Genomic DNA, 23,799 nt, shown 5'->3' on the forward strand with positions numbered 1-23,799 from the left:
GGAGTGGCTCGTGAACCTGACGCCCGCACGCGGTGGGAGGACGAACGTCGTCTGCCTGCCCTACGCCGGGGGTGGCGTGGCCGCCTTCCACGACTGGCCGGCCCGGCTGCCGGCGGAGCTGAACCTCTGGGCCGTCCGGCCGCCCGGCCGGGAGAGCCGCCTGCTGCAACCGCCCATCAGGGACCTGCGCACGATGGTGGCCGAGCTGACGCCGTGCGTGGTGCCGCTGACCAGGCGGCCGTACGCGGTGTTCGGGCACAGCATGGGCGCCCTGCTGGCCTACGAGCTGGTGCGCGCGCTCGTCGGGCGGGGCCTGCCGGAGCCGGTCTGGCTGGTGGTCTCCGGGCACGCCGCGCCGCACGTGGCCGTGCCGGGCGAGCTGCACAAACTGCCGGAGCGGCAGCTGATCCAGCGGCTGCGCGAGTACGGCGCCACGCCGCAGGACCTGCTGGCCACGCCGGACCTGCTGCGGCTGTTCCTGCCGACCATCCGGGCCGACCTGGCGGTGGCCGAGACCTACCGGTACCGGCCGGGGCCCAGGCTGAGCTGCCCGGTGGCGGCCTACCGCGGCAGCGACGACCCGGAGGTGACCCGTGCACAGTGCGCGGCCTGGGCGGAGCTGACGTCCGGCCCGTGTGTCGTCAGGGACTTCCCCGGCGGCCACTTCTTCCTGGAGGACGGCCGCGACGACATGCTCGGCCACCTGTCCTCCCTTCTCGCGGGCACGCATAACCCGCCGCAAACCGCCGCGCCGCACACTCACCGGCCATGACCTGTCCGCGCGAGGAGGCACCAGCGTGACCGCCATACCGAAGATCGTCGCCATCAACGGGTCTGAACGAGACGGCAACACCGCCTATGTGCTCCGCTACGCCGCCAAGATCGCCGAAGCGCGTGGCGTGGAGTTCGACACCGTGGACCTGCGCGCCATCCGGATGGGGCCGTGCGGTCCCTGCGGTGACTGCAACCGGCGCACCGTGCCCTGCGTCGTCGACGACGACGTGCCGGCGGTCGTGGAGCGCATGGCCGCCGCCGACGGGGTGATCTACGCGACGCCGGTGCACGGGTTCGCGGCAGGGGCGCTGATGCAGACCTTCATCGAGCGCTCGGGGGTGGGCTACCTGCGCTTCACCAGGCCGCTGACCAACAAGGTCGGTGGGGTGATCGTGCTGGCGCGCCGCTACAGCGCCAGCGTCGCCTACCAGCAGCTCACCGCCAACCTGCTGCTGAACCGGATGATCCTGGCGGGCAGCGGCTTCCCCGCCGAGGTGCACGCGCTGCACGTGGGGGAGGCGGCCGACGACGAGGAGGGCCTGATCAACGTGCGCCGCATGGTCGACCGCATGATCGACATGATCGAGGTCCTGCGCGAGTACCGGGCGCTCGGCGGGCGGGCGGAGCTGCTGGCCCCGCGTGAGCGCAACGAACGGCTCGGCCTGCCGGTCGAGAACTTCGCGGATGAGGCGGTGGGCCATGCCCTCGGCTGAGGAGGTCTTCGCCCGCGAGCACGCCGCCGCCCGCGAGCGCTTCTACGGCGGGGCGATGACGGCCGCCGACTGGGACCGCTGGCGCCGTGCCCGGCTCGCCGCCGTGCTGCGCCACGTCACCGAGCGCTCGCCGTTCTACCGCAAGCATCTGGCCGGGATCGATGTCGGCGGCATCACGCCGGACACGCTCGCGGCGCTGCCGTACACCACCAAGGAGCACCTGCGTGACGCGCAGTACGACGTCCTGGCGGGTGAGGTGGCCGAGGCGCGGATCTTCTACGAGACCAACGGCACCACGGGGCCGCCCACGCCGTGCCCGCGCGGCGCCAGGGACATCCTGGCCAGCAACTCGGCCGTGGAGGAGTCGTGGCGGCGCTTCCTCGCCGCCCGCTTCGGCACGCGCAGGCCGGTCGTCGGGCTGATGGGACCGTCGGAGCTGTACGCGTTCGGCGACGTGTTCACGGCGGTGACGGGCGTGCTGGACCTGTGCCATGTGAAGATCTGGCCGGAGTCGCCCAGGGTCGGCTTCGCCAAGGCGCTGCGGCTCATCAGGGACCTCGGCGTCGAGGTGGTCGTGTGCGCGCCCGCCCTGTGCCTCAGCCTGGCCAAGGCCGCCCAGTACCACGGCTACGACCTGGACGAGCTGCCGATCACGACGTTCCTGGTGCTGGGGGAGATCTGCTCGCCCGAGTACGCCGCCAACGTCGCCTCCGTCTGGCCGCGCGCCGAGGTCTTCCCCATCCTGTACGGCTCGCAGGAGGCCCTATGCGTGGCCACCGGCGCCGTCGACGGCCTGCTGCACCTGTCGGAGCTGAACTACCTGGTCGAGCTGGTCGACCCCGACACCGGCGAGCTCGTCGGCGACCACGGCGAGGGCGAGCTGGTGCTCACGATGCTCGTCGACGGCATCAAGCCGCTCATCCGCTACCGCACCGGCGACCTGGTGCGGCTGCGCCCCGAGCCCCCCGGCGCGCCCATGCCGGGCAGGATCGTGGAGGTCGCCGGCCGCGTCAACGACCGGCTGCGCGTGGGCGGCGCCCTGCTCCGCCCGGTGGAGCTGGAGGCCGCGGTGCTGCGCGACGTGCGCGGCTGCCTGGGCTACCAGGTGGTCATCACCAGCGACCGCCAGGGCCGCGACGAGCTGACGGTCCGCCTGGAGCTGCTGCCCTGGGCCGACCACGCGCGCGTCGAGAAGGAGGTGGCGACCGGGCTGCGCGAGCTGACGGGCGCCGCCACGACCGTCGTCATCGACACCGACCTGGACCCCGTCACGAGCACGGGCGCGTTCGTGAGCTGGAAGGCGGCCAGGATCGTCGACCACAGGACCGAGCCGGACGGGGCCGCCCTCGTCGCCCGCGAGGTCGCCCACCGCTTCTCCGTGACGAGATGAACCGCATCCCTGTCAAGACCGTACGCCGGAGGGTCGGGGTCCCCGACCCGCTGGCCGCCTACCTGGCGCTGGCCGAGGCGTTCGGCCGCCGCCAGGTGTACCTGCTGGAGTCGGCCGAGGGCCCGCTCGCCGACGTCAGGCACCAGTACGTCGGCTTCGGCGAGCTGCTGGCCGTGTCGGTGACGCGCGGGCGCGTGACGGTGAGCGGGCTGCCGGTCCTGCGGCAGGAGGCGCTGCGCCGGATCCGGCCGCTGCTCGGCGAGGACGGCGCCACCCTGCCCGACCGGCGGGCGCTCTGGCCGGTGCTGCGGGCCGTGGAGTCGGCCTTCGACGCCGAGCGGTCGGCCGCCGAGTTCGCCTTCGGCTTCTTCGGCTACCTCGGCTACGACACCGCCGGCTACATCGAGGAGCTGCCGCGGCTCATCACGGCCGACCCCGGCGTGCCCGACGTGCACCTGGCGGTCCACCAGGGCCTGCTGGCGGTGGACCGGGTGAGCGGCCGCTCGGAGCTGCTGGTCCACCAGTCGCCCGCGTGGCCCGCGCTGGACGTGGACGACATCGCCGGGTTGCTGCGCGGCGCGCGGCTCGGCCCGCCCGGACCCCTGCACCCGGCGGAGGTGGCCGACGACACACGCAGGGAGGAGTTCCTGGCCGACGTGGCCAGGTGCCTGGACCATATCGCGATCGGCGACATCTACCAGGTGCAGATCGGCCACGAGCTGGCCATGCGCAGCCGCAGCGACCCGGTGGACGTCTACCGGCGGCTGCGCGCCAGGAACCCCTCCCCGTACATGTACCTCGCGCCGCTCGGCGAGCACACGGTGGTGGGCTCCAGCCCCGAGCTGTTCGTGCGCGTGGAGAACGGCACGGCCGTCATGCGGCCCATCGCGGGCACCGCCCGCCGTGGCATCGTGCCGGACGAGGAGGCCGCGGCGCAGCTGCGCGGCGACCCCAAGGAACTGGCCGAGCACACCATGCTCGTCGACCTGTGCCGCAACGACCTCGGGCGCATCTGCCGCGCCGACTCGCTGCAGGTCACCGACCTGTTCGCGGTGGAGCGCTACTCCCACGTCCTGCACCTGGTCTCGACCGTGACCGCGCGGGTGGCCGACGGCTTCGACGCCTACGACGTGATCGCGGCGCTGTTCCCCGCCGGGACGATGACCGGCGCGCCCAAGATCCGCGCCATGGAGATCATCGAGGACGTGGAGCGCAGCAGGCGCGGCCTGTACGCCGGGGCGCTCGGCCTCATCGGCGCGGGCGGCGCCGTCAACCTCGCCCTGTGTATCCGCACGCTGGTCCACCGCGACGGCGTCTACCGGGCGCGGGCGTCGGCGGGCGTCGTGGCCGACTCGGCGCCGGACCGGGAGTGGAACGAGACCCTCGCCAAGCTGAGCGCCGCCCACTGGGCGGTGACCGGGAAGGAGCTGCTGTGAGGACGCTCGTCGTGGACGCCTTCGACAGCTTCGTCTACATCCTCCACCAGTACCTGCTGTCCGTCGGCGCGGACCCGGTGGTCCTGCGCTCCACCGAGGTGACCCCGGCCAGGGTGCGCGAGCTTCGGCCCGCCGCCGTCCTGCTCGGCCCGGGACCCGGCCACCCGGCCGCGTCCGGCCACGTGGAGATCGTCCGGCACTTCGCCCACGAGCTGCCCATCCTGGGCATCTGCCTCGGGCACCAGGCGATCGGCCTGGCCTACGGCGCCCGCGTGCGGCCCGCCGACCACCTGATGCACGGCAAGACCAGCCGGATCAGCCACGACGGCAGAGGCCTGTTCACCGGCATGCCGCCGGACTTCGAGGCCACCCGCTACCACTCGCTCATCGTGACGGAGGACTCGGTGCCCGACTGCCTGGAGATCAGCGCGAGATCCCTCGACGACGGCTACGTGATGGGCCTGCGCCACCGGACACTCCCCGTCGAATCCGTGCAGTTCCATCCCGAGAGCATCAGCACCGAGGACGGCCTGCAAATGATCAAGAACTGGCACGCGGCCACGACCGGAGGCAACCGATGACCGTCGTCCACGTCCACGAGCTCATCGAGGCGGTCGCCGCGGCGACGCCGGACCGCCCGGCGATCGTCGCCGGCGGGGTGACCATGACCTACGGCGAGCTGGACGCCGAGGCCAACCGCCTGGCGTGCCACCTGATCGACCTCGGCGTGGGCGAGGGGGCGGCCGTCGGGGTGTTCATGGAGCGCAGCGCCGAGAACCTGGTGGCGCAGCTCGCTGCGTTCAAGGCGGGCGCGTGCGTGGTCCTCATGGACCCGGCCTACCCGGCGCAGCGGCTGGCGTTCATGCTGGCCGACTCGGCCGCGGCGGCCGTGGTCACCCGGCCAGGGCCGGCCGCCGCCCTGCCCGCCGGGGTGAAGGTGGTCCTGAGCGGCCAGTGGGCCGCCGCGCCCGCGCGCAAGCCCGACCGGCGGCCCGCGGACAACGGCACCAGCCACATCGCCTACACCTCGGGTTCCACCGGCGTGCCCAAGGCGGTGCTGCTGCGGCACGAGCCCTTCCGCAACACCGTGCGCGTCCTCATCGAGCAGTGCGGGATCACCCCGGACTCGCGCGGGACCTGGCTGTGCTCGCCGGGGTTCGGGCTGGTCGAGGTGGACTGCTTCCCGGTGCTCGCCGCGGGCGCCACCCTGCACATCCCGCCCGCGGCCGTCACCGGCTCGGCGGAGGAACTGCGGGACTGGCTGGTCGCCGAGCGCATCACGCACACCCTGCAGCTGACCGCGATGGCCGAACGGCTGTGGCAGCTCGACTGGCCAAAGGACGGGCACCTACGCTCCATGCGCGTGGCCGGCGAGCGCGTGCGGAACTGGCCGCCGCCGGGCCTGCCGTACCAGGTGCTCAACGTGTACGGCTCGGCCGAGGCGAACGTGGTGGCGACGTGCGACCTCACGGCCACGGCCGCCGCGCTCGGCGAGGAGGAACGCGCCGCGCGCAGGCCGCCCATCGGCACGCCGGTGCCGGGCGTGCGCGTGTACGTGCTGGACGAGAACCTCGCGCCGGTCCCCACCGGCGAGGTCGGCGAGCTGTACATCTCCGGCCGCAGCCTGTCGGCCGGCTACCTGAACCGGCCCGACGCCGAGCGCGACAGGTTCCTGGCCAACCCGATGCCCGGCGACCCCCACCCGGTGCTCTACCGCAGCGGCGACCAGGCCAGGGTCTGGCCCGACGGGCTCATCGAGATCGTCGGGCGGGCCGACGACGAGGTGAAGGTCCGCGGCTACCGGGTGCGGCTGGGCGAGATCGAGAGCGTGCTGGCGCAGCAGCCGGGGGTACGGCAGTGCGCGGTGGTGCTGCGCGACGACGCGCTCGCCGCCTACGTGGAGCCGCGTCCCGGCGCCACGATCGTGCCCGCCGAGCTGCGCCGGTCGCTGGCCGCGCGGCTGCCGCAGTACATGCTGCCCGCGGCGTACGTCGTCGGGCCGCTGCCCACGACGCCGAACGGCAAGATCGACCGGGCGGCGCTGCCCGCGCCCGGCGAGGCCGCGGACGCGTTCGTCGCGCCGCGGACCGAGACGGAAAAGCAGGTCGCCGAGCTGTGGGCGACACTGCTGCGCCTGCCCGAGGTCGGGGTGCGCACCGAGTTCCTGGCGCTCGGCGGCGACTCGGTGACCGCGATGCGGGTCTTGGACGGGGTCAAGGACCTGTTCGGGGTGGAGCTCGGGATGGCCGACCTGTTCGAGGCGGGGACCGTGGAGGAGCTCGCCGCGCTGATCGAGGAGCGGGGGAACGACCGATGACGACCCTGATCGTGCTGCGGGACGGAACCGACGAGGAGCGGCTGGGCGAGGTCGTCGACCGGCTGCGCGACGCGGGCGTGCCCTGCCGCTCCCACTCGGCGACCGTGCTGTCGTCCCCGTCCCCGGCCGCCCGCGTCGGCGCGGTCCTGGCGGGACTGCCGCAGGTGGCGCAGGTGAGCGCGCTCAGCGGCGACTATCCGCTGGCGGCCCGCCAGTCGGCCGCCGAGGGCACCCGCGTACGGCTGGGCCGGACGCTCATCGGCGGCCCCGACGTCGTGGTGATCGCCGGGCCGTGCGCGGTGGAGAGCCGGGACCAGCTGCTGACCACGGCGGCGGCGGTGCGCGACGCGGGCGCCCAGGCGCTGCGCGCGGGCGTGTTCAAGCCGCGCACCTCGCCGTACTCCTTCCAGGGGCTGGGCGCCGACGGGCTGAAGCTGGCGGCCGAGGCGCGCAGGGAGACCGGGCTGCCCGTCGTGTCGGAGGTCCTCGACGTCCGCGACGTGGAGCTGATGGCCGGCAGCGTGGACATGCTCCAGATCGGGGCACGCAACGTGCAGAACTACCCGCTGCTGCGCGAGGTGGGCGCCTCGGGCCTGCCCGTGCTGCTCAAGCGCGGCGCGGGCACCACCATCGACGAGACGCTCATGGCCGCCGAGTACCTGCTCGACGCGGGCAACCACCAGGTGGTGCTGTGCGAGCGGGGGATCAGGAGCTTCGAGACCGGCTACCGCTTCTCGCTCGACCTGACCGCGGTCACCGTGTTCAGGGAGCGCACCCACCTGCCCGTGATCGTCGATCCCAGCCACGCGGCGGGCCGCCGTAGCCGCGTGATCCCGCTGGCGCTGGCCGCCGCGGCGGCGGGCGCGGACGGCGTCATCGTGGAGGTGCACTGTGACCCCGAGACGGCGCGGTGCGACGCCGAGCAGGCGCTGCACGTGGCGGACCTGCCCGCGTTGATGGCCGGGCTGCGGCCGGCCGCCGCCGCGGCGGGGCGGCAGCTGGCCGCAACCCCGGCAGGGGCGTCAGGCTGAGCGTCTGGCCGGGCGCGGCACGATCGAGGTCCGGCCGCGCGCCGCCGACACGTACGCCTGCACGGTGGCGGGGCTCGGCTCCACGCCGAGGTCGCCGCGCAACCGCGAGACGCACCGGTCGAACCACGCCTTGGCGGCCTTCCTGTCGCCCAGCCGCCCGCACATGTTGATCAGCAGGCGGTAGGTCTCCTCCCGATAGGGCTCCAGCTCGATGAGCCGGGCGGACCAGCGCAACACGTCACCCACGTCGTCGTGGTCCAGGGCCACCGCCGACAATCGCGTCAGCGCGTGCAGCGCCAGGGACCTGTACCACTCCCGGTGCTCCACGATCCAGTCGCCGGACTCCTCCTGGAGGAAGTCGCCGCGATACAGCTCCATGGCCTCCCGGTACCGCGACAGCGCGGCGCGCACCTCGCCCCGCCGGTCCGCCGCGCGCCCCGCGTCGATCTTCGCCTCGAAGTCCTCGATGTCCACCCACACGTTGTCGGCGTGCAGGACGTAGCCGAAGTCGCGGTGCTCGATCCCGATGCCGCAGCGCTCGCACCCCCGGGGACCGACCCCGAGGGCGCGCCGTACGGCATGCACGGCCACCTTCAGCGAACTGGAGCTCGGCGACCACTCACGTCCCGGCCATAACGCCTGATAGAGGGTTTCGCGCAGGACCAGCCGCTCCCGGTGGCTGACGAGGTACTGGAACAGGGTGCGCGCCTTGCCCGCGCGCCAGCTCAGCACCGGCACCCCCGACACGGTGAGAGAGAACGCGCCGAGCATGCGCACCCGGAGGCTGTGGTCCGGCGCGTCCTCCACCATGGTCACGTCCGGTCGGCGGGCCCGACGCCCGCCGACAGCCCGCTCTCCGCGACGGGGGCCTGGGGAGTGCGCCGGGTGAGCCTGAGCCGGAAGCCGGCGGGCATGAAGAACCCGCCCTCCGACACCTTGAGCTCGTAGCCGGGCTCACCTTCCGGCTCGTAGCGGTGCAGCAGCATGGCCAGCGCCAGCGTCGCCTCGTGCTGGGCGAACTGCCGGCCGATGCAGGACCGCAGGCCGGTGCCGAACGGCCGGTAGGCGTGGCCAGGCCGGGCGCGCACCGCCTCGGGGAGGAACCGGTCGGGGTCGAACGCCTCCACGTCCGCGCCCCAGACGGGGTCCCTGTGCAGCATCGGGGTCAGGACGACGACCCAGGCGCCCTTGCGCATGGGGTGGCCGCCGAGCGTGGTGTCGTGCCGGGCCTCGCGCAGGAACGCGGGCGCGGGCGGCCACAGGCGCAGCGCCTCGTCCAGCACCCTGCGGATGTAGCGCAGCTTGGCGACCTGCTCGAACGTCGGCGCACCCCCGGAGGCGCCGAGGACCTCGTCGGCCTCGCGCTGCGCCTTCTTCAGCGCCTCCGGATGGGTGCTGAGGAAGTACAGGGCGAACGACAGCATGCCCGCGGTCGTGCCGTACCCGGCGATGAGGAAGGTCAGGATCTGGTAGCGGATGTTCTCCAGGCTCAGCTTGCGCCCGGTGCCCTCCTGCTCGGTGTTGAGCATGGCGCCGAGCAGGTCCTGCACGCCGGTGTCGCGCGACTCCTTGCGCTTGCGCACGACCTCGTCGACCAGCCGGTGCATGTAGCGCACGCTCTCCTCGTTGCGCCGCCGCCCGAGCCAGCGGGCGATCGGCGTCTTGGTGGAATGCTGCAACGTGGAGATCATGGCCGCCACCAGCGGGTGCAGGTCGGGCCGCGAGAAGGAGTCGAAGTCGTAGCCGAACCCGGCCACGCCGATCGTGTCCAGCGCCAGCTTGGTCATGTCGCCGACCACGTCGACGTACGGCCCGCCGCACTGCTTGTCCCACGCGTCGATCAACCGCTCCACGCAGCCGAGCATCGCCCCGTGGTAGCGCCGCATGGCCTCACGGCTGAAGGCGGGCATGAGAATGTCGTGGGCGAGCTGCCAGTTCGGCTCGTCGTTGTAGGCGGTGAACAGCCCGTCGCCGGTCACCGGCCGGTAGGCGTCGATGCCGAAGCCGACGTGCTTGGCGAAGCGCGACTCGTCCACCAGCTCGGCGACGAGGTCCGCGCCCGACACCACCACCATCTGGAATCCGGGCAGCTTGGCATGGTAGATGGGGCCCAGCTCACGCGCCCACTTCATCGCGCCCTGCATCGGGGTCGCCGGGGTCGCCGTTCTGACGTCACCGAGGAGGGGCAGCCGCCCCTGCGGGTGCGGCAGGCGTTCGACCTCGGGCCACAGCTTGCCGTTTCGTCTGGTCGCTAGTGCCACGATCGTCTCCCGGATCTCTTGACATGGTCATCGGGAAGAGCGAGTGCAGCCTAGGAGTGGCCAGTTGTGAACCGGTTACGTGTTAGGTATCCCGGCGGTGAAGAGGCGTAGCTCCCGGCTGGTGGCGGTGAGCGCGGAGCCGATCACCGGACGGCCACCGGCGGACGCGCGTTCCCTCAGCGCGCGAGCTGCCTGGAGATCACCAGCCGCTGGATCTGGTTCGTCCCCTCGAAGATCTGCATGACCTTCGCCTCCCGCATGTACCGCTCCACCGGGAACTCCCGCGTGTACCCGTACCCCCCGAACACCTGCACCGCGTCCGTCGTCACCCGCATCGCCGCGTCCGTGGCGACCAGCTTGGCGATGGACGCCTGGCGCGTGTACGGCAGTCCCGCGTCGCGGCGCCGGGCCGCCTCCAGGTAGGTGGCCCGCGCGGACTCGACCGAGGCGGCCATGTCGGCGAGCAGGAAGCCGAGCCCCTGGTGGTCGATGATGCGGCGGCCGAAGGTGGTGCGCTCCTTCGCGTAGGCGACCGCCGCGTCCAGGGCCGCCTGCGCCAGGCCGGTCGCGCACGCCGCGATGCCCAGCCGGCCGGAGTCCAGCGCCGAGAGCGCGATCTGCAGCCCCTGGCCCTCCGCGCCGATCAGCCGGTCCTCCTCCAGGAAGGCGTCGTCCCAGAAGGCGGAGGTCGTCGGCACGCCGTGCAGGCCCATCTTCTCCTCCGGCCGGCCGAAGGTGAGCCCCTCGGCGGAGCCCGGGGCCAGGAAGCACGACACGCCGCCGGGCGTGCGTGCGAACAGGGCGTAGAAGTCCGCGCGGCCGCCGTGGGTGATCCACGCCTTGGTGCCCTTGATGAGGTAGCCGCCCTCCACGCGCGTGGCCTTGCAGGCCAAGGCAGCCGCGTCGGATCCCGCCTGCGGCTCCGACAGGCTGTAGCCGCCGATCTGCGAGCCGCCGAGCATGTCCGGCAGCCAGCGCGAGACCTGCTCCGGCGTGCCGTACGTGAAGAGCGGGTAGCACGCGAGCGTGTGCACGCTGGTGGCCACGGCGACCGCGGCCCAGCGCGCCGCCAGCTCCTCCAGCACCTGCAGGTAGACCTCGTACGGCTGGCCGCCGCCGCCCACGTCTTCCGGGTACGGCAGGCTGAGCAGCCCGGCGGCGCCGAGGATGCCGAAGAGCCCCTCGGGGTAGGTCTCGTTGCGCTCGTGTTCGTCCACCCGCGAGGCCAGCTCCTTGTCGGCGATCTCGCGCGTGAGGTCGATCAGGTCGTAGGCCTCCTGGGTGGGGAGGAGTCGGTCGACGGCCACGACGTCTCCTAGGCGACTTGGGCGGCGCGGGAGGACAGCTCGGTCAGAGCCTGCCTCGCGCGCTCACGGAACTCGGTGACTCGGTTGAGCTTGATGTCCTCGTACCCACGGATGGCTTCCGGCAGCGCGGCCAGCGAGGCGACCGCCTCGGCGGTGTCGGCGGTGAGCCGGTCGAGCGCCTGCCGCATGAGCGTGCGGTACTCCTCGATCAGCTCCCGCTCGACGCGCCGGACGTGCGCGTAGCCGAAGACGTCCCAGGGCGTGCCGCGCAGGCCCCGCAGGGCGCGCAGGGTCCTGAAGACCAGCGGGGCCGAGCGGCGCAGCTTGATCTTGCGCTTCACGCCGAGCGCGCGCAGCGCGGGCGGGTGCAGCAGCACCGCGACCTCGGCGTCCGGGCCGAACTCGGCGTCGCGCCTGGCCTTCTCGGCCGGGTCCAGGTGCAGGCGCGCGACCTCGTACTCGTCCTTGTAGGCCATGAGCTTGTGCAGCGACCTGGCGTAGGCCAGGCCGATGCGGGTGCCGTGCTCCTCGCCGGCGCGGGAGACGGCCAGCTCGGTCACCTCGCGCACGTCGTCGGCGTAGCGGCGGGCGTAGGCGGCGTTCTGGTACTCGGTGAGGTCGGCGACGCGCCGGGCCACCACCGACTCGAGCGATTCCTCGGCCTGCGGGGGAGCGGCCGGCGCCACGACGGCGGCCCGGCCGCGGCGGAAGGCCTCGAGGTTCTTCTCGACGGCCGCGCCGTTCAGCTTGATGGCCTCCTCGATCGCGGCGGCCGACAGCGGCAGGCAGCCGTGCTGGTAGGCGGCGCCGATCAGCACCATGTTCGCCGGCATGTGGTCGCCGAACAGCTCCTCGGCCAGGCCCTGCGCGTCCAGGTAGAGGTTGTCCTGCGGGCGCGTGGCGGCCTCGATGCGCTCCAGCGCGCCGCCCGGGGACAGCCTGTCGCGGCCCGTCACCATCGCGGCGGTCGGCACGAGCGTGGTGTTGACGACGGCGATCGTGTGGCCAGGCCGCGCCACCGCGAGGTTCCCGTCCGAAGCCGCGCCGAGCAGGTCGAAGCCGATCAGCACGTCGGCCTTGCCGCGGGAGGCGCGCACCGCGCCCGTGATCGGCCGCGGCGAGATGCGCACGTCGCTGACGACGGGGCCGCCCTTCTGAGCCAGCCCGGTCTGCTCCAGCCCGGCGGCGTGCAGGCCGTCCAGGTGGGCGGCCATCTGGAGGATCTGCGACACGGTGACCACGCCGGTGCCGCCGATGCCCGGCATCCGCAGCACGACCTCGCCGGAGGAGTCCACGCGCCGCGCGGGCTCGGGCAGGTCGGGCAGCGGTACGGCCTGGCGCGGCCGCCTGGTGCCGGGCCGTACCAGCAGGAAGGACGGGCAGTCGCCCTTCAGGCAGCTCAGGTCGGTGTTGCAGGAGGGCTGGTGGATGCGGGTCTTGCGGCCGAACTCGGTCTCCACCGGCAGCACCGACAGGCACGTGGACTTCTCGCCGCAGTCGCCGCAGCCCTCGCAGACGCGCTCGTTGATGACGACCTTCTCGGCGGGCGTGGGCAGCTTGCCGCGCTTGCGCAGCCGCCGTTCCTCGGCCGCGCACCGGTCGTCGTGGATGAGCACCGTCACGCCCTCGACGGCGGCGAGCTCCTTCTCGACCTGGGCGAACTCGTCGCGGTGCCGTACCGAGGCGATGGGGTCGAGTTGCACCCCGCGGTAGTCCTCGGGGTTCGGGGTGGTGACGACGACGCGCCGCACGCCCTCCAGGGCCAGCAGCCTGGTCAGCGCGGGCACATCGAGCCGGCCCTCGGCGCGCTGGCCGCCGGTCATGGCGACCGCGTCGTTGTAGAGGAGCTTGTAGGTCATGGTCACCCCGGCGGCGACGGCGGCGCGGACGGCCAGCGAGCCGGAGTGGTGGAAGGTGCCGTCGCCGAGGTTCTGCACGAAGTGCGGGTCGTCGGTGAACGGCGCCAGGCCCAGCCACTGGGCGCCCTCGCCGCCCATCTGCGTGAGCCCGACCTGGGTGCCGCGTCCCGCCCCGTCCAGCGCGATCATGGCGTGGCAGCCGATGCCCACGCCGACCAGCGTCCCCTCGCCCGTGCGGGTGGAGGTGTTGTGGGGGCAGCCCGAGCAGAAGTACGGCGTGCGCGCGGCCACCAGCGGCAGCGTACGGCGCAGCCGCGGCAGTTCGGGCAGCTCGACGGGCAGCAGCCGGGCCAGCGCCTTGGCCACGTCGTCGGCGCCGAGCGTGCCGCGGGCGGTCAGCAGCTCGCGGCCGACCACGGCGGGCGTGTGGTCGCGGCCGTAGAGCGCGGCCTTCAGGTGTCCCTCCAGGAACGGCACCTTGTCCTCCACGACGAGCACGCGCTCCAGGCCCGCGGTCATGCGGGCCAGCTCGCCGGCGTCCACCGGGTACGGCATGCCGAGCCGGATGAGGCGCAGCCCCAGCTCGGCCATGCGCGCCTCGTCCAGCCCGAGGTCGTGCAGCGCGCGCTGGACCACGGCGAAGCCGGTGCCCGAGGCCAGGACGCCGAGCCGCGCCCCGGGGGCGTCGAAGACGACGCGGTTGAGCCCGGTGTCGCGCGCGTAGGCGCGGGCGAGGTCCAGGCGGCGGGTGAGCAGGTCGTGCTCGGCGTCCAGCGCGGCCGGGCCGACGAGGGCGGGCGTGGCGGGCCGGGGCGTGCGGTCCGGCTCGGGGATGTCGTGGCCGCCCAGCTCGACGACGGCCGAGGCGTCGGCGATGTCCGCGACGATCTTCAGGCCGACCCACAGCCCGCTGGCGCGGGACAGGGCGACCGCGTGCAGCCCGAACTCGATGATCTCGGCGACCGAGCCCGGCGCGAGCAGCGGCATGGCCAGGCTCTGGCACATCGGCTCGCACGAGCTGGGCACGGTGGAGGACTTGCAGCCCGGGTCGTCGCCGATCCAGGCGACCGCCCCGCCCAGCGGCGCGGTCCCGGCGAGGTTGGCATGGCGGATGGCGTCGGCCGCCCGGTCCAGGCCGGGGTTCTTGCCGTACCAGAAGCCGGTGACCCCCTCGTGCCTGCGCCCGGGCACCTGGCCCAGCAGCTGGGTGCCGGCCACGGCGGTGGCCGCCAGCTCCTCGTTCAGCCCGGGACGGAAGACCACGCCCGCCGGCTCCAGGAAGCGGGCGGCGCGGGCCATCTCCAGGTCCACGCCGGCAAGCGGCGAGCCCTGGTAGCCGGAGACGAACACGCGGGTGTCCAGCCCGCGCGAGTCGTCCAGGCGGCGTTGTTCCAGCGTCAGCCGTACCAGGGCCTGGATGCCGGAGATCAGCACACGGCCACCGGCGGCGGTGTACTTGTCGTCGAGGTGAACGCGCACGGGCCAAGCACAGCAACGCTGTCCCGGTGGAAGCAAGCATCTGCCGACATATCTGGACAAAAAAGCAAAGGGTTTGCGCGAATCCGGGAATAACCTAGATTGGTTTGCGTGCCGGAAGAGCTTGACGATCTCGACCACCAGCTCATCCGTCTCCTGCGGGAGGACGGCCGGCGGACCTTCTCCGAGATGGCCGGCAGGATCGGCCTGTCCGTGGCGGCCGTCAAGCGGCGCGTCGACCGGCTCCGGCAGATCGGCGTCATCACCGGCTTCACCGCCACCATCGACTACGCCAAGCTCGGCTGGGGCATCCAGGCCTTCACCGAGCTGCGCTACTCCGGCAGCACGCCGGTCGCCGAGATCGTGCGGACGACGACGGGCGTGCCGGAGGTCCAGGCGGTCTTCACCATCGCCGGCGACCCCGACGCGCTCATCCACGTGCGCGCCCGCGACCTGGAACACCTGCAGCAGGTCATCGACACCCTGCGCCGCACCGGCAACGTCACCGGCACCAAGACGCTGATGGTGATGGGCTCCTGGACGCGCGACACGCTCAGGCGTTCGTGAGCGACGACTCCTTCTGGTCGCTGCCGCCGCGGTCGGGGACGAACCGGTAGCCGACGTTGCGCACGGTGCCGATCAGCGCCTCGTGCTCGGGGCCGAGCTTGGCGCGCAGCCGCCTGACGTGCACGTCGACGGTCCTGGTGCCGCCGAAGTAGTCGTAGCCCCACACCTCCTGCAGCAGCTGGGCGCGGGTGAAGACCCGGCCGGGGTGCTGCGCGAGGTACTTCAGCAGCTCGAACTCCTTGAAGGTCAGGTCGAGCGCGCGCCCGCGCAGGCGGGCGGTGTAGGTGGCCTCGTCGATGGACAGGTCGCCGTTGCGGATCTCGTCCGGCACCTCCTCGGCCGCCTGCATGGCCAACCTCCCCATGGCCATGCGCAGCCGGGCCTCGACCTCGGCCGGACCCGCGCTGTCGAGCAGGACGTCGTCGACGCCCCACTCGGCGCTCATCGCCGCCAGGCCGCCCTCGGTCACGATGACCAGCAGCGGGCAGTCGATGCCCGTCGTCCTGATCAGCCGGCACAGGCTCTTGGCCTGGACCAGCTCGCGCCGCGCGTCGACCAGCACCACGTCGGCGGGCGGGGCGTCGATCAGCGCGGAGGCCTCCGCCGGGGCGACGCGGACCGAGTGCAGCAGCAGCCCCAGCGCCGGGAGCACCTCCGCCGAGGGGGCGAGGGCGTTGGTCAGCAGGAGCAGGTTGCTCATCCAGCCTCCAAACACAGAGGGACCCGGGGGCTACATCGCCCAGGTCCCGTAAGTGAGGATAACCCAGAGGCTCTCACGCTTCCCAACACGCCCGAGTAATGAGACGTGCACAATTGACCAGAAAGCCCGTGAGGGGCGCGGCCCGCTCTGGACTGAGGAGCGGAGGAGCGAAGCGACGGAGCGACGAGGGAAGAGCGGGCCTGAAAGGCGCCCCGAACAGGGAGCGCCGCAGGCGCGACCAAAGGAGCACAGATGGCCGTCGGAACGATTCGCTACTGGGCTGCGGCCAAGGAGGCCGCGGGCGTGGCCGAGGAGCCGTTCGAGGCCGCGACGCTGGCCGAGCTGGTGGCCGACATCACACCGAGGCTCGGCGACGTGGTCAGGCGTTCCTCCTTCCTGGTCGACGGGCAGCCCGTGGGCAGGCGCCCGCACGACCAGGTCGTGCTGACCGACGGGGTGACGGTGGAGGTCCTGCCGCCTTTCGCGGGCGGATGACATCTGGGAGGCTCGATCTTCGTGCGGAAGCTCCTCATCTTCCTGATCGTGCTGATCGCCCTCCTGGCGGTGGTCGACCGCGTGGCGGTGGCCGGCGTGGAACGCGACCTGGCCAACCGCATCGCCGCGAGCGCCGAGCTGAGCGAACCCCCCGAGGTCTCCATCGAGGGCATCCCCTTCCTCACCCAGGCCGTCTCGGGCCACTACCAGGAGGTCCGGTTCGACCTGGGCACGCTGACCATGGGCGGCGTGCCGGTGCAGGACGTGCGCGGCGCGGCCTACGACGTCACCGCGCCGCTGGCCGACATCCTCCAGAACCGGCCCCGCATCACGGCGGGCCGCGTGACCATCCGCGGCGTCGTCTCGCAGGCCACCGTGGACCGGTTCGCGCCCAAGGGCGTGAAGATCTCCGCGAGCGGCGGGCGGCTCATGGCCTCCGGCGAGGTGCTGTTCGGCGTCCAGCGCGTCAAGGTCGACGCCCAGATGCGCGTCGAGCTGGGCGAGGGCGGCATCCGCGTGATCGCCGAGAAGATCGAGGGGGTCCCCGACCAGCTCGCCAAGCTCGTCAGCTACACCATCCCGGTCCAGGCCAGGCTTCCCTTCAACGTGAAGCTCACCGACGTCAGGACCGTGCCCGCCGGCCTGGAGCTGGTGGCCGAGGCGAACGACGTGCCGCTCCGTGGGTGACGTCGAACCGATCCGCCCCGCCGTACGTGAAGAGGGTGTGAGTCCAGCGGGAACGGCAGACGAGGAGCTGGTGCGCACGCTCTTCGAGGAACACGCTGGGCCGCTCTACGGTTACGTGTTGCGGCTGACCGGCGATGCCGGGCGAGCGGAGGACGTGGTGCAGGAGACGCTGCTGCGGGCCTGGCGGCACCCCGAAGCCCTCGCCGACCGCCCCATCCGGGCGTGGCTGTTCACCGTGGCTCGCAACCTGGTCGTCGACCAGCACCGGGCGCGCCGGGCGCGGCCGGCGGAGACGACCGACGAGGCACTGGCCGTCGTCGCCGCCGACGACGAGCTCGACAAGGCGGTCGAGTCGTGGGCGGTGGCCGAGGCGCTGGCGGCGCTGCGGCCCGAGCACCGCGAGGTGCTCATGGAGGTCTACTACCGGGGGAAATCGGTGAAGGAGGCGTCGGCGACGCTGGGCATCCCGCCGGGCACGGTCAAGTCCCGCACCTACTACGCGCTGCGCGCGCTCAAGCTCGCGCTGGAGGAGCGGGGGCTGGCGCCATGATGACGTGCGAAGAGGTACGGCTGTCGCTGGGCGCCCACGCGCTGGGCGCGCTCGAGCCCGACGAGGCGGCCGAGGTGGACGCCCACCTGGCCGCCTGCGAGTCCTGCCTGGAGGAGTTCACGTCGCTGTCCACGCTGCCGGCGTTCCTGGCCAAGGTGTCCGAGCAGGACGTGGAGCTGGTCGCCCGCCCTCCTCGGCAGGTCCTTGACCGGCTGCTGGCCACCCGGGCCAGGCGCAACCGCGTGGGCCGCGCCCTCATGGGCGTCGCCGCCGCTGCCGCCGCGGTCGTGGTGGCCGCGACGGTGTGGAACGCCGAGCGCGGCGCGGAGCAGGCGGCGACCACGGGCGCGCAGGCGCCGGCCAGCGCGGAGAGCGCGCCGAGTGTCTACTCGCTCCAGCAGGAACAGCCGGCCGACAGGGCCCACGACAGGGCCCAGACGAAGGTGGCTCCCGACGAGTCCAGGTGGGTCGGCGAGGGCGAGCAGGTCACCGCCGTGGTCAGCGCCATGCCCTCGGGCCGCGGCGCCAGGCTCACCGTCACCGTCACCGGCCTGCCGCCGGAGAGCACCTGCCGTCTCGTCGTGATCGGCGACGACGGCAGCAGGCACCCCACCGCGAGCTGGACCATCGAGCCGGAGTACCGCGAGTCGTCGTTCGAGACGCAGACGACTGTGGCGCTCGGCCGGATCGCCGCCTTCCGGCTGGAGGACGCGCGCGGCAAGCTGCTCGCCAACATCCCGGTGACCGGGGGGAAGTGACGGGCGGGAACGACGGCCGGGCGGAAATAATCTCCGGCCCCGCCGCGGTTGCACCGCACGTGACGGGTCTGTGGGTGGCGCTGGCCACCCTGGCTCTGGGGTTGGCCGCGGGCCTGGTGTGGCGCTCGCGGAACGGACGGCTGCGCGAGGGAGGGGACGGCGGCATGCGCCTGGGCGAGGCGGCGATCGGCGCGCCGCTGGGCGAACGCGCCACGCTCGTGCAGTTCTCCACCGCCTTCTGCCAGCCCTGCCGCGCCACCCGGCGCATCCTCCACGAGGTGGCGTCGATGGTCCCCGGCGTGCGGCACGTCGAGATCGACGCCGAGTCGCGCCTGGACCTCGTGCGGTCGCTGGGGATCACGCGGACGCCCACGGTGCTCGTGCTCGACGAGTCCGGCACCGTCGTCAAGCGGGCCTCCGGGCAGCCGAGGAAAGCCGACGTGATCACGGCCCTGGGCGCCGCGGTGTCTCACAACACGTCTCATAACTCGGACGAGATGTGACAGATGGCGAGACGACAGGTAGGGTCTTGCTCATGAACCCCACGACAGAGCTGCTCACGAAGCGGCGCGCGGTCGATTTCTGCCGCGTCACCACCCAGCTCTGTCGCGCTGCCTGAGGACGGTCCCGCGCGGATTCCGATCCGCCCATTCCGACCCCTTCAGGAGCATCTTCGATGCGAGCCGACCCTCGGGCACTGCGCTTCGGCGCTGCCGTCACCACCGTCGTCCTGGCCACGGTCCTCATCACGGGAAGCGTCTGGCTGCTCGCCGCCCAGGCGCTGGTCTTCGCGTCGGGGACCGTCGGCCGCTCGCCGTACACCATGCTCTTCAGAAGGCTCGTCACGAGTCCGCCGAAGGAGACCGAAGACGCCAGGCCGCCGCGGTTCGCCCAGGCCGTCGGCCTCGTCTTCGCGGTCGCCGGGTTGGTCGGCTATCTGACCGGGACCACGCCGCTCGCCCTCGGGGCGACGGCGGCGGCGCTCCTCGCCGCCTTCCTCAACGCAGCCTTCGGTCTCTGCCTCGGCTGCGAGATGTACCTGCTGATTCGCCGTCTACAACCTGGGAGAGTCTCATGAGCCGCTCCGCCGTGCTGGTGGATGCCGACTGGGTCGAGGCCAACCTCGACACCCCCGGTGTCGTGATCGTCGAGGTCGACGAGGACACCAGCGCCTACGACAAGGGCCACATCCGTGGCGCCGTGAAGATCGACTGGAAGAAGGACCTGCAGGACCCCGTCCGCCGCGACTTCGTCGACAAGGCGGGCTTCGAGGCCCTGCTGTCGGAGCGTGGCATCTCCAACGACGACACGGTGGTCCTCTACGGAGGCAACAACAACTGGTTCGCCGCCTACGCCTACTGGTACTTCAAGCTCTACGGCCACGAGAACGTCAAGCTCCTCGACGGCGGGCGCAAGAAGTGGGAGCTCGACTCGCGCGAGCTGGTCACCGAGGTCCCCTCGCGGCCCAAGACCACCTACGCCGCCAAGGAGCCCGACACCTCGATCCGCGCCTTCCGCGACGAGGTCGTCAACGCCATCGGCAAGCTCAACCTCGTCGACGTGCGCTCGCCCGACGAGTTCACCGGCAAGCTGCTTGCCCCCGCCCACCTGCCCCAGGAGCAGGCCCAGCGCGCCGGCCACGTGCCCACCGCGCGCAACATCCCGTGGTCCAAGGCGGCCAACGACGACGGCACCTTCAAGTCCGACGACGAGCTCCGCAAGATCTACGGCGAGGCCGGCGTCGACTTCAACAAGGACACCATCGCCTACTGCCGGATCGGCGAGCGTTCGGCGCACACCTGGTTCGTGCTGCACGAGCTGCTCGACCAGCCCAACGTGAAGAACTACGACGGTTCGTGGACCGAGTACGGCTCGCTCGTGGGCGTGCCGATCGAGCTGGGGGAGGCCCGCTGATGTCTGTTGTCGCCCAGGGTTGCGCAGCGCCGGAGCAGACCGTGGAGCTGCCGGCCGGAATCGACCTGTCCACCCAGGCGGTCATCCAGGGCGTGGTGACCGGCGCCCGCGGGACCGCGTACGCCCGCCTGCTCGACCACACCGGTGAGTTCACCGGCGAGGTCGTCGTCTCCGACGAGGGCGTCTTCCGCTTCTTCGCCGCGCCCGGCGACTGGACGGTGCGCCTCATCGCCGGCGGCGGCGTCACGCGCGACGTGTCGGTGCACGCCACGCAGGGCGAGGTCGCCCAGCTGACGGTCGCGCTCTGACGTTCGCGCCCGGCGGTCACGAAGCCGGTGCCCCTTGGCGGGCGCCGGCTTCTTCGCTGTCGTGCGCGGGCCCTTGCCGCAGGGCGCCGGCGAAGCCGCCCATCAGCACCACCATCACCGTCACCAGCGCGAACGCCGCCCGGTACGACAGCGCCCCGGCCGCCCAGCCCGTCACCGCCGGGGCGACCAGGCCGGACAGGTAGGTGATCGTCGCCACGCCCGCGACGCCCTCCTCGGCCCGGACCGCCGCGTTCCCCGCGGACGCGAACACGAGCGGGACGACGATCGCCACGCTGGTTCCCAGCAGCGCGAAACCGGCCAGGCACGCCCACGGCGTCCACGCCGCCACCACCAGCGTCCCGCCCAGCGCCGCGACCGCGCCGCTCAGCCGTACGGCGAGCACGGGCCCCAGGCGCCGCACCAGCCGGTCGCCGAGCAGCCGGGCCCCGGCCATGGCCAGCATGAACCCGGTGTAGGCGGCGGCGGCCAGGCCCGGGCCGGCGGCGGTGACCTTGGTGGCGTAGACGGCGGCCCAGTTGGCGGAGGCGCCCTCGGCGAACGTGCCGAAGAAGCCGACCAGGCCGACGAGCAGGATCGCGCGGGGCGGCAGGGCGAAGCGGCGGGGCGCGGGGGCGTCGGCGGCCGTGTGGTTGGGAAGCAGCGCGCGCCCGGCCGGGACGGCGGCGGCCAGCAGGAGCGCGGCGACGGCCCCGAGGTGGAGCCGGGCGTCGACCTCGTAGTGGGCGGCCACGACGCCGAGGCCGCCCGCGGCCAGGCTGCCCACGCACCACATGCCGTGCAGCCCTGCGATGATCGACCGGCCGAGCCGCCGCTCCAGCGCCACCGCCTGGGCGTTCATCACCACGTCGCACGAGCCGGCGGCCGCGCCGTACAGCAGGAAGATCCCGAACAGCCAGGCCGGGGCGGGGGCCAGCGCGGGCAGCGCCAGGGCGGCGCACCAGCAGGCGATCAGGACGCGGGTGGCCGCGCGGCCGCCGAGGCGGTGGGACAGGCGCCCGGCCATGGGCATCGCGACGAAGGCGCCGACCGGCAGGCACAGCAGGATGAGGCCGAGGACGGCGGGGCTGAGGGACAGGTGGTCCTGGATCCACGGCAGGCGCGTGGACAGGCTGCCCGCCACGGCGCCGTGGAGGGTGAAGACCAGCGCGATCGCGCGGTGATGGCTCATGCCACCAGAAATTAACAGGCAGGCTTCCTGATGAAAAGAGCTAACAGGCAGGCTTCCTGATTATTATGGACGGCGTGAAGACCGCGACCCCGGCCACGGCCCGCGCCATCAACGACCGCCTGGCCCTGGACCTGCTGCTCCAGCACGGCCCGCTCACCGCTCCCCAGCTGCGCGAGCTCACCGGGCTGTCCCGGCCGACGGTGTCGGACCTGCTCGAACGGCTGCGCGCGGACGGGCTGATCGAGATCGCCGGCGAGGCGGGCGAGGATCGGCGGGGGCCCAACGCGCGGCTGTACGGGCTGGTCGGCGGCCGGGCGTTTGTCGCCGGGGTGGACGTGCGCAGGCACGCCGTCAACGTGACGGTCGCCGACATCACCGGCAGGAGCGTCGGCTCGGCCGTACGGGAGATCGGCGGGGACGTGGAGCTGGACCGGGCGGTCGCCGAGGCCGTCGGCGCGGCCGCCGGAGGCCGCGCGCTGCACGTCGTCGCCCTCGGCGTGCCCGGGCTGATCGACCCGCACACCGGGGGCCTGGGGGACAGCGACGTGCCGGGGTGGCGGCCGGACCTGCAGGAGTCGGTACGGCGCCGCCTCGGCGTCCGGGTGATCCTCGAGAACGAGGTCAACCTCGCGGCGATAGCCGAGCACAGGCTGGGCGCGGCCGTGGGCCGGGAGGACTTCGTGCTGCTGTGGCTCGACGACGGGGTGGGGGCGGCGGTGGTCTTGGGCGGCAGGCTGCGCCGGGGGGCCTCCGGGGGCGCGGGCGAGGTCGGGTTCCTGGAGGTCGACGGGGAGTCGTTCTGCTGCACCGTGGAGGCGGCGGTGGCGCGGCGGCTGGAGCGGGCCGAGCTGGCCGAGCGGATCGCCAAGGGGGCGTTCTCCGTGGTCGCCGTCCTGGATCCGGGCCTGGTGGTGCTGGGCGGGGCGACCGGCCGCGCGGGCGGCGAGGAGCTGGCGGCGCTGGTGGCCGAGCGGATTGGGGCGCGCTTCCCCGCGCCGACCCAGGTACGGCCCAGCACGGTCGAGGGCAACGCCATCCTGCAAGGGGCGGTGCTGGTGGCGCTGGAGCTGGCCAGGGACGAGGTCTACGGCTGACGGTTTACCAGGGGTGGTGGCGGAACCGCTCGGCCTCCTGCTCGGTGCGGAAGAGGTCGGTGGGCACCCGGAGAAGGAGGCGGCGGCGAAGCTGCTGGCCACCACCGGGGGACGGCCGCAGATCGCCAGGTAGACCGGACACCTGGCCATGGGCGGCAGCATCGGGATGAGCGCGGGCCGACCGCACCAGGCCCGCCGCGAGCATCGCCTGGAGCGCGGCGGGCCGCGTCGCGCGGGACGCCCGAATCCCTGCATCCCGCCTCCAGCGAGGACCATACAGCGGTCGCCTGCGACGCGCTCGCGGGCTTCCTGCTAGTCGCCGAGGCCGTGCTCCGCAGCTCACCTGCTCGAAACTCCCGGCGATATCGGTGAACCATCGAAACACTCGGGGAGCGTTTCAGATGGCTGCCGTGTTAGCGATTTTCCATGCTATGGATGACCGCGACAGCCGGTGATCACGAATTCTCCCCTGTGAAAAAGTAAGCGCGGAGCGAACCGTAGTTCTCTCGCTCCGCGCTGTCATGATTTGTAGCAGCGTAGGTTAGGCTCTATCCCCACAGCCTTTTGAGTGCCCGCTCGGTGTCGTAGTACGTGTTGAAACTGGCGCAGGCACGCCCCATGCCCGCCCGGAGCTTGGTGTTGCTGAGTTCCGCGAGGTTGGAGTAGGGGTAGCCGAGGCTCCTCAGATCGTATCGAATCGCATTGAGATCCGATGAGGACAGGTAGCGACTGCAGTAGTGCTCCCACCACTCGGTATTGAGCCGGATCGGAGCGGCTTGAGCGCCTTGCGTGCCGCATATCAGGGCCATCGCGGCTGCGGCGAGTACAGTGGCTGCCTTCCGGCCTAGCCTCATGTGGGAAAACCTCCATGACGATGGATATGACGCCAAGAAAGAGTGAGTGTTGCGCGACCTCGGTCAGTTTATGAAGAGATCACGTCATCGTCAATGTTTTCTTGTTGTATATAGAGACT

The 23,799-nt window shown here is 72.5% G+C and carries 23 protein-coding genes; 17 read left to right on the top strand and 6 right to left on the bottom strand.

The window, feature by feature from the left end:
• Nucleotides 1-10 precede the first annotated feature (10 nt).
• From BSB02_RS30255 to aroF, 7 genes are read left to right on the top strand one after another with little or no spacing between them, the layout of a single operon-like run.
• A complete protein-coding gene (locus tag BSB02_RS30255; RefSeq protein ID WP_158088767.1) occupies nucleotides 11-772 on the top strand; it encodes a thioesterase II family protein in 762 nt (253 codons plus the stop codon).
• A 25-nt stretch (nucleotides 773-797) separates the two neighbouring features.
• Nucleotides 798-1,487: a flavodoxin family protein gene (locus tag BSB02_RS30260; RefSeq protein ID WP_084964078.1), complete on the top strand. Its 690-nt coding sequence runs from the start codon at nucleotides 798-800 to the stop codon at nucleotides 1,485-1,487.
• A complete protein-coding gene (locus BSB02_RS30265; RefSeq protein ID WP_084964080.1) occupies nucleotides 1,474-2,877 on the top strand; it encodes a phenylacetate--CoA ligase family protein in 1,404 nt (467 codons plus the stop codon). Before BSB02_RS30260 ends, BSB02_RS30265 begins: the two co-directional genes overlap by 14 nt.
• Nucleotides 2,874-4,313, top strand: coding sequence for an anthranilate synthase component I family protein (locus tag BSB02_RS30270; protein WP_084964229.1), 1,440 nt, complete (start codon nucleotides 2,874-2,876; stop codon nucleotides 4,311-4,313). The genes BSB02_RS30265 and BSB02_RS30270 overlap by 4 nt, the downstream gene beginning before the upstream one ends.
• Nucleotides 4,310-4,894 (top strand): anthranilate synthase component II, encoded by a 585-nt coding sequence (locus tag BSB02_RS30275; RefSeq protein ID WP_084964082.1) that lies wholly within the window; start codon nucleotides 4,310-4,312, stop codon nucleotides 4,892-4,894. Before BSB02_RS30270 ends, BSB02_RS30275 begins: the two co-directional genes overlap by 4 nt.
• Nucleotides 4,891-6,630, top strand: a complete 1,740-nt coding sequence (locus tag BSB02_RS30280) for a non-ribosomal peptide synthetase (RefSeq protein ID WP_084964083.1) — start codon at nucleotides 4,891-4,893, stop codon at nucleotides 6,628-6,630. The genes BSB02_RS30275 and BSB02_RS30280 overlap by 4 nt, the downstream gene beginning before the upstream one ends.
• Entirely contained in the window at nucleotides 6,627-7,661 is a 1,035-nt protein-coding gene (gene aroF, locus BSB02_RS30285) for a 3-deoxy-7-phosphoheptulonate synthase (RefSeq protein ID WP_084964085.1), read from the top strand. The genes BSB02_RS30280 and aroF overlap by 4 nt, the downstream gene beginning before the upstream one ends.
• Here aroF and BSB02_RS30290 read toward each other — a convergent pair.
• From BSB02_RS30290 to BSB02_RS30305, 4 genes are all read right to left on the bottom strand, one after another.
• A complete protein-coding gene (locus tag BSB02_RS30290) occupies nucleotides 7,653-8,471 on the bottom strand; it encodes an AfsR/SARP family transcriptional regulator (protein ID WP_084964087.1) in 819 nt (272 codons plus the stop codon). The genes aroF and BSB02_RS30290 overlap by 9 nt on opposite strands.
• A 2-nt stretch (nucleotides 8,472-8,473) precedes the next feature.
• Nucleotides 8,474-9,922, bottom strand: a complete 1,449-nt coding sequence (locus BSB02_RS30295; RefSeq protein ID WP_206184971.1) for a cytochrome P450 — start codon at nucleotides 9,920-9,922, stop codon at nucleotides 8,474-8,476.
• A 176-nt stretch (nucleotides 9,923-10,098) separates the two neighbouring features.
• A complete protein-coding gene (locus BSB02_RS30300; protein WP_084964091.1) occupies nucleotides 10,099-11,229 on the bottom strand; it encodes an acyl-CoA dehydrogenase family protein in 1,131 nt (376 codons plus the stop codon).
• Nucleotides 11,230-11,237: 8 nt separating this feature from the next.
• Entirely contained in the window at nucleotides 11,238-14,567 is a 3,330-nt protein-coding gene (locus BSB02_RS30305; RefSeq protein ID WP_084964093.1) for an indolepyruvate ferredoxin oxidoreductase family protein, read from the bottom strand.
• Between the two features lie 108 nt (nucleotides 14,568-14,675).
• Between BSB02_RS30305 and BSB02_RS30310 the strand changes: the two genes are divergently transcribed.
• Nucleotides 14,676-15,131: an Lrp/AsnC family transcriptional regulator gene (locus BSB02_RS30310; protein ID WP_084964095.1), complete on the top strand. Its 456-nt coding sequence runs from the start codon at nucleotides 14,676-14,678 to the stop codon at nucleotides 15,129-15,131.
• Here the strand turns inward: BSB02_RS30310 and BSB02_RS30315 are convergent.
• Entirely contained in the window at nucleotides 15,118-15,831 is a 714-nt protein-coding gene (locus BSB02_RS30315) for a response regulator transcription factor (RefSeq protein WP_084964096.1), read from the bottom strand. The two genes, BSB02_RS30310 and BSB02_RS30315, sit on opposite strands and share 14 nt — an antisense overlap.
• A 252-nt stretch (nucleotides 15,832-16,083) precedes the next feature.
• Between BSB02_RS30315 and BSB02_RS30320 the strand changes: the two genes are divergently transcribed.
• The 8 genes from BSB02_RS30320 (at nucleotide 16,084) to BSB02_RS30355 (ending at nucleotide 20,543) form a co-directional block, all read left to right on the top strand.
• Complete coding sequence (locus tag BSB02_RS30320) at nucleotides 16,084-16,326, top strand: MoaD/ThiS family protein (RefSeq protein WP_084964098.1); 243 nt, start codon at nucleotides 16,084-16,086, stop codon at nucleotides 16,324-16,326.
• A gap of 21 nt (nucleotides 16,327-16,347) precedes the next feature.
• Entirely contained in the window at nucleotides 16,348-17,013 is a 666-nt protein-coding gene (locus tag BSB02_RS30325; protein WP_158088768.1) for an LmeA family phospholipid-binding protein, read from the top strand.
• A gap of 37 nt (nucleotides 17,014-17,050) precedes the next feature.
• On the top strand, nucleotides 17,051-17,563 hold the full coding sequence (locus BSB02_RS30330) for a sigma-70 family RNA polymerase sigma factor (RefSeq protein ID WP_084964102.1): 513 nt from the start codon (nucleotides 17,051-17,053) through the stop codon (nucleotides 17,561-17,563).
• The gene (locus BSB02_RS30335; RefSeq protein ID WP_084964103.1) at nucleotides 17,560-18,321 is read left to right on the top strand and encodes an anti-sigma factor family protein; all 762 of its coding nucleotides are present in this window, start codon (nucleotides 17,560-17,562) and stop codon (nucleotides 18,319-18,321) included. Before BSB02_RS30330 ends, BSB02_RS30335 begins: the two co-directional genes overlap by 4 nt.
• Before the next feature lie 59 nt (nucleotides 18,322-18,380).
• Entirely contained in the window at nucleotides 18,381-18,824 is a 444-nt protein-coding gene (locus tag BSB02_RS30340; RefSeq protein WP_084964105.1) for a thioredoxin family protein, read from the top strand.
• 173 nt (nucleotides 18,825-18,997) lie between these two features.
• A complete protein-coding gene (locus tag BSB02_RS30345; RefSeq protein WP_084964107.1) occupies nucleotides 18,998-19,399 on the top strand; it encodes a DUF4395 domain-containing protein in 402 nt (133 codons plus the stop codon).
• Nucleotides 19,396-20,235 (top strand): sulfurtransferase, encoded by an 840-nt coding sequence (locus BSB02_RS30350; RefSeq protein ID WP_084964109.1) that lies wholly within the window; start codon nucleotides 19,396-19,398, stop codon nucleotides 20,233-20,235. The genes BSB02_RS30345 and BSB02_RS30350 overlap by 4 nt, the downstream gene beginning before the upstream one ends.
• Complete coding sequence (locus tag BSB02_RS30355; RefSeq protein ID WP_084964111.1) at nucleotides 20,235-20,543, top strand: DUF1416 domain-containing protein; 309 nt, start codon at nucleotides 20,235-20,237, stop codon at nucleotides 20,541-20,543. The genes BSB02_RS30350 and BSB02_RS30355 overlap by 1 nt, the downstream gene beginning before the upstream one ends.
• Before the next feature lie 16 nt (nucleotides 20,544-20,559).
• On the opposite strand, the gene BSB02_RS30360 is transcribed toward BSB02_RS30355, so the two are convergent.
• Nucleotides 20,560-21,732 (bottom strand): MFS transporter, encoded by a 1,173-nt coding sequence (locus BSB02_RS30360; protein WP_084964113.1) that lies wholly within the window; start codon nucleotides 21,730-21,732, stop codon nucleotides 20,560-20,562.
• Nucleotides 21,733-21,806: 74 nt separating this feature from the next.
• Here BSB02_RS30360 and BSB02_RS30365 point away from each other — a divergent pair, with 74 nt between their 5' ends.
• On the top strand, nucleotides 21,807-22,826 hold the full coding sequence (locus BSB02_RS30365) for an ROK family transcriptional regulator (RefSeq protein ID WP_240506774.1): 1,020 nt from the start codon (nucleotides 21,807-21,809) through the stop codon (nucleotides 22,824-22,826).
• Nucleotides 22,827-23,799 lie beyond the last annotated feature (973 nt).

This window comes from Thermoactinospora rubra, from assembly GCF_002093975.1.
GTDB lineage: Bacteria > Actinomycetota > Actinomycetes > Streptosporangiales > Streptosporangiaceae > Nonomuraea > Nonomuraea rubra_A.

Coding starts and splice junctions, on each gene's coding strand:
- BSB02_RS30315 (WP_084964096.1), bottom strand. CDS start 15,831: ATGAGCAACCTGCTCCTGCTGACCAACGCCCTCGCCCCCTCGGCGGAG.
- BSB02_RS30345 (WP_084964107.1), top strand. CDS start 18,998: ATGCGAGCCGACCCTCGGGCACTGCGCTTCGGCGCTGCCGTCACCACC.
- BSB02_RS30350 (WP_084964109.1), top strand. CDS start 19,396: ATGAGCCGCTCCGCCGTGCTGGTGGATGCCGACTGGGTCGAGGCCAAC.
- BSB02_RS30355 (WP_084964111.1), top strand. CDS start 20,235: ATGTCTGTTGTCGCCCAGGGTTGCGCAGCGCCGGAGCAGACCGTGGAG.
- BSB02_RS30335 (WP_084964103.1), top strand. CDS start 17,560: ATGATGACGTGCGAAGAGGTACGGCTGTCGCTGGGCGCCCACGCGCTG.
- BSB02_RS30290 (WP_084964087.1), bottom strand. CDS start 8,471: ATGGTGGAGGACGCGCCGGACCACAGCCTCCGGGTGCGCATGCTCGGC.
- aroF (WP_084964085.1), top strand. CDS start 6,627: ATGACGACCCTGATCGTGCTGCGGGACGGAACCGACGAGGAGCGGCTG.
- BSB02_RS30360 (WP_084964113.1), bottom strand. CDS start 21,732: ATGAGCCATCACCGCGCGATCGCGCTGGTCTTCACCCTCCACGGCGCC.
- BSB02_RS30280 (WP_084964083.1), top strand. CDS start 4,891: ATGACCGTCGTCCACGTCCACGAGCTCATCGAGGCGGTCGCCGCGGCG.
- BSB02_RS30320 (WP_084964098.1), top strand. CDS start 16,084: ATGGCCGTCGGAACGATTCGCTACTGGGCTGCGGCCAAGGAGGCCGCG.
- BSB02_RS30265 (WP_084964080.1), top strand. CDS start 1,474: ATGCCCTCGGCTGAGGAGGTCTTCGCCCGCGAGCACGCCGCCGCCCGC.
- BSB02_RS30270 (WP_084964229.1), top strand. CDS start 2,874: ATGAACCGCATCCCTGTCAAGACCGTACGCCGGAGGGTCGGGGTCCCC.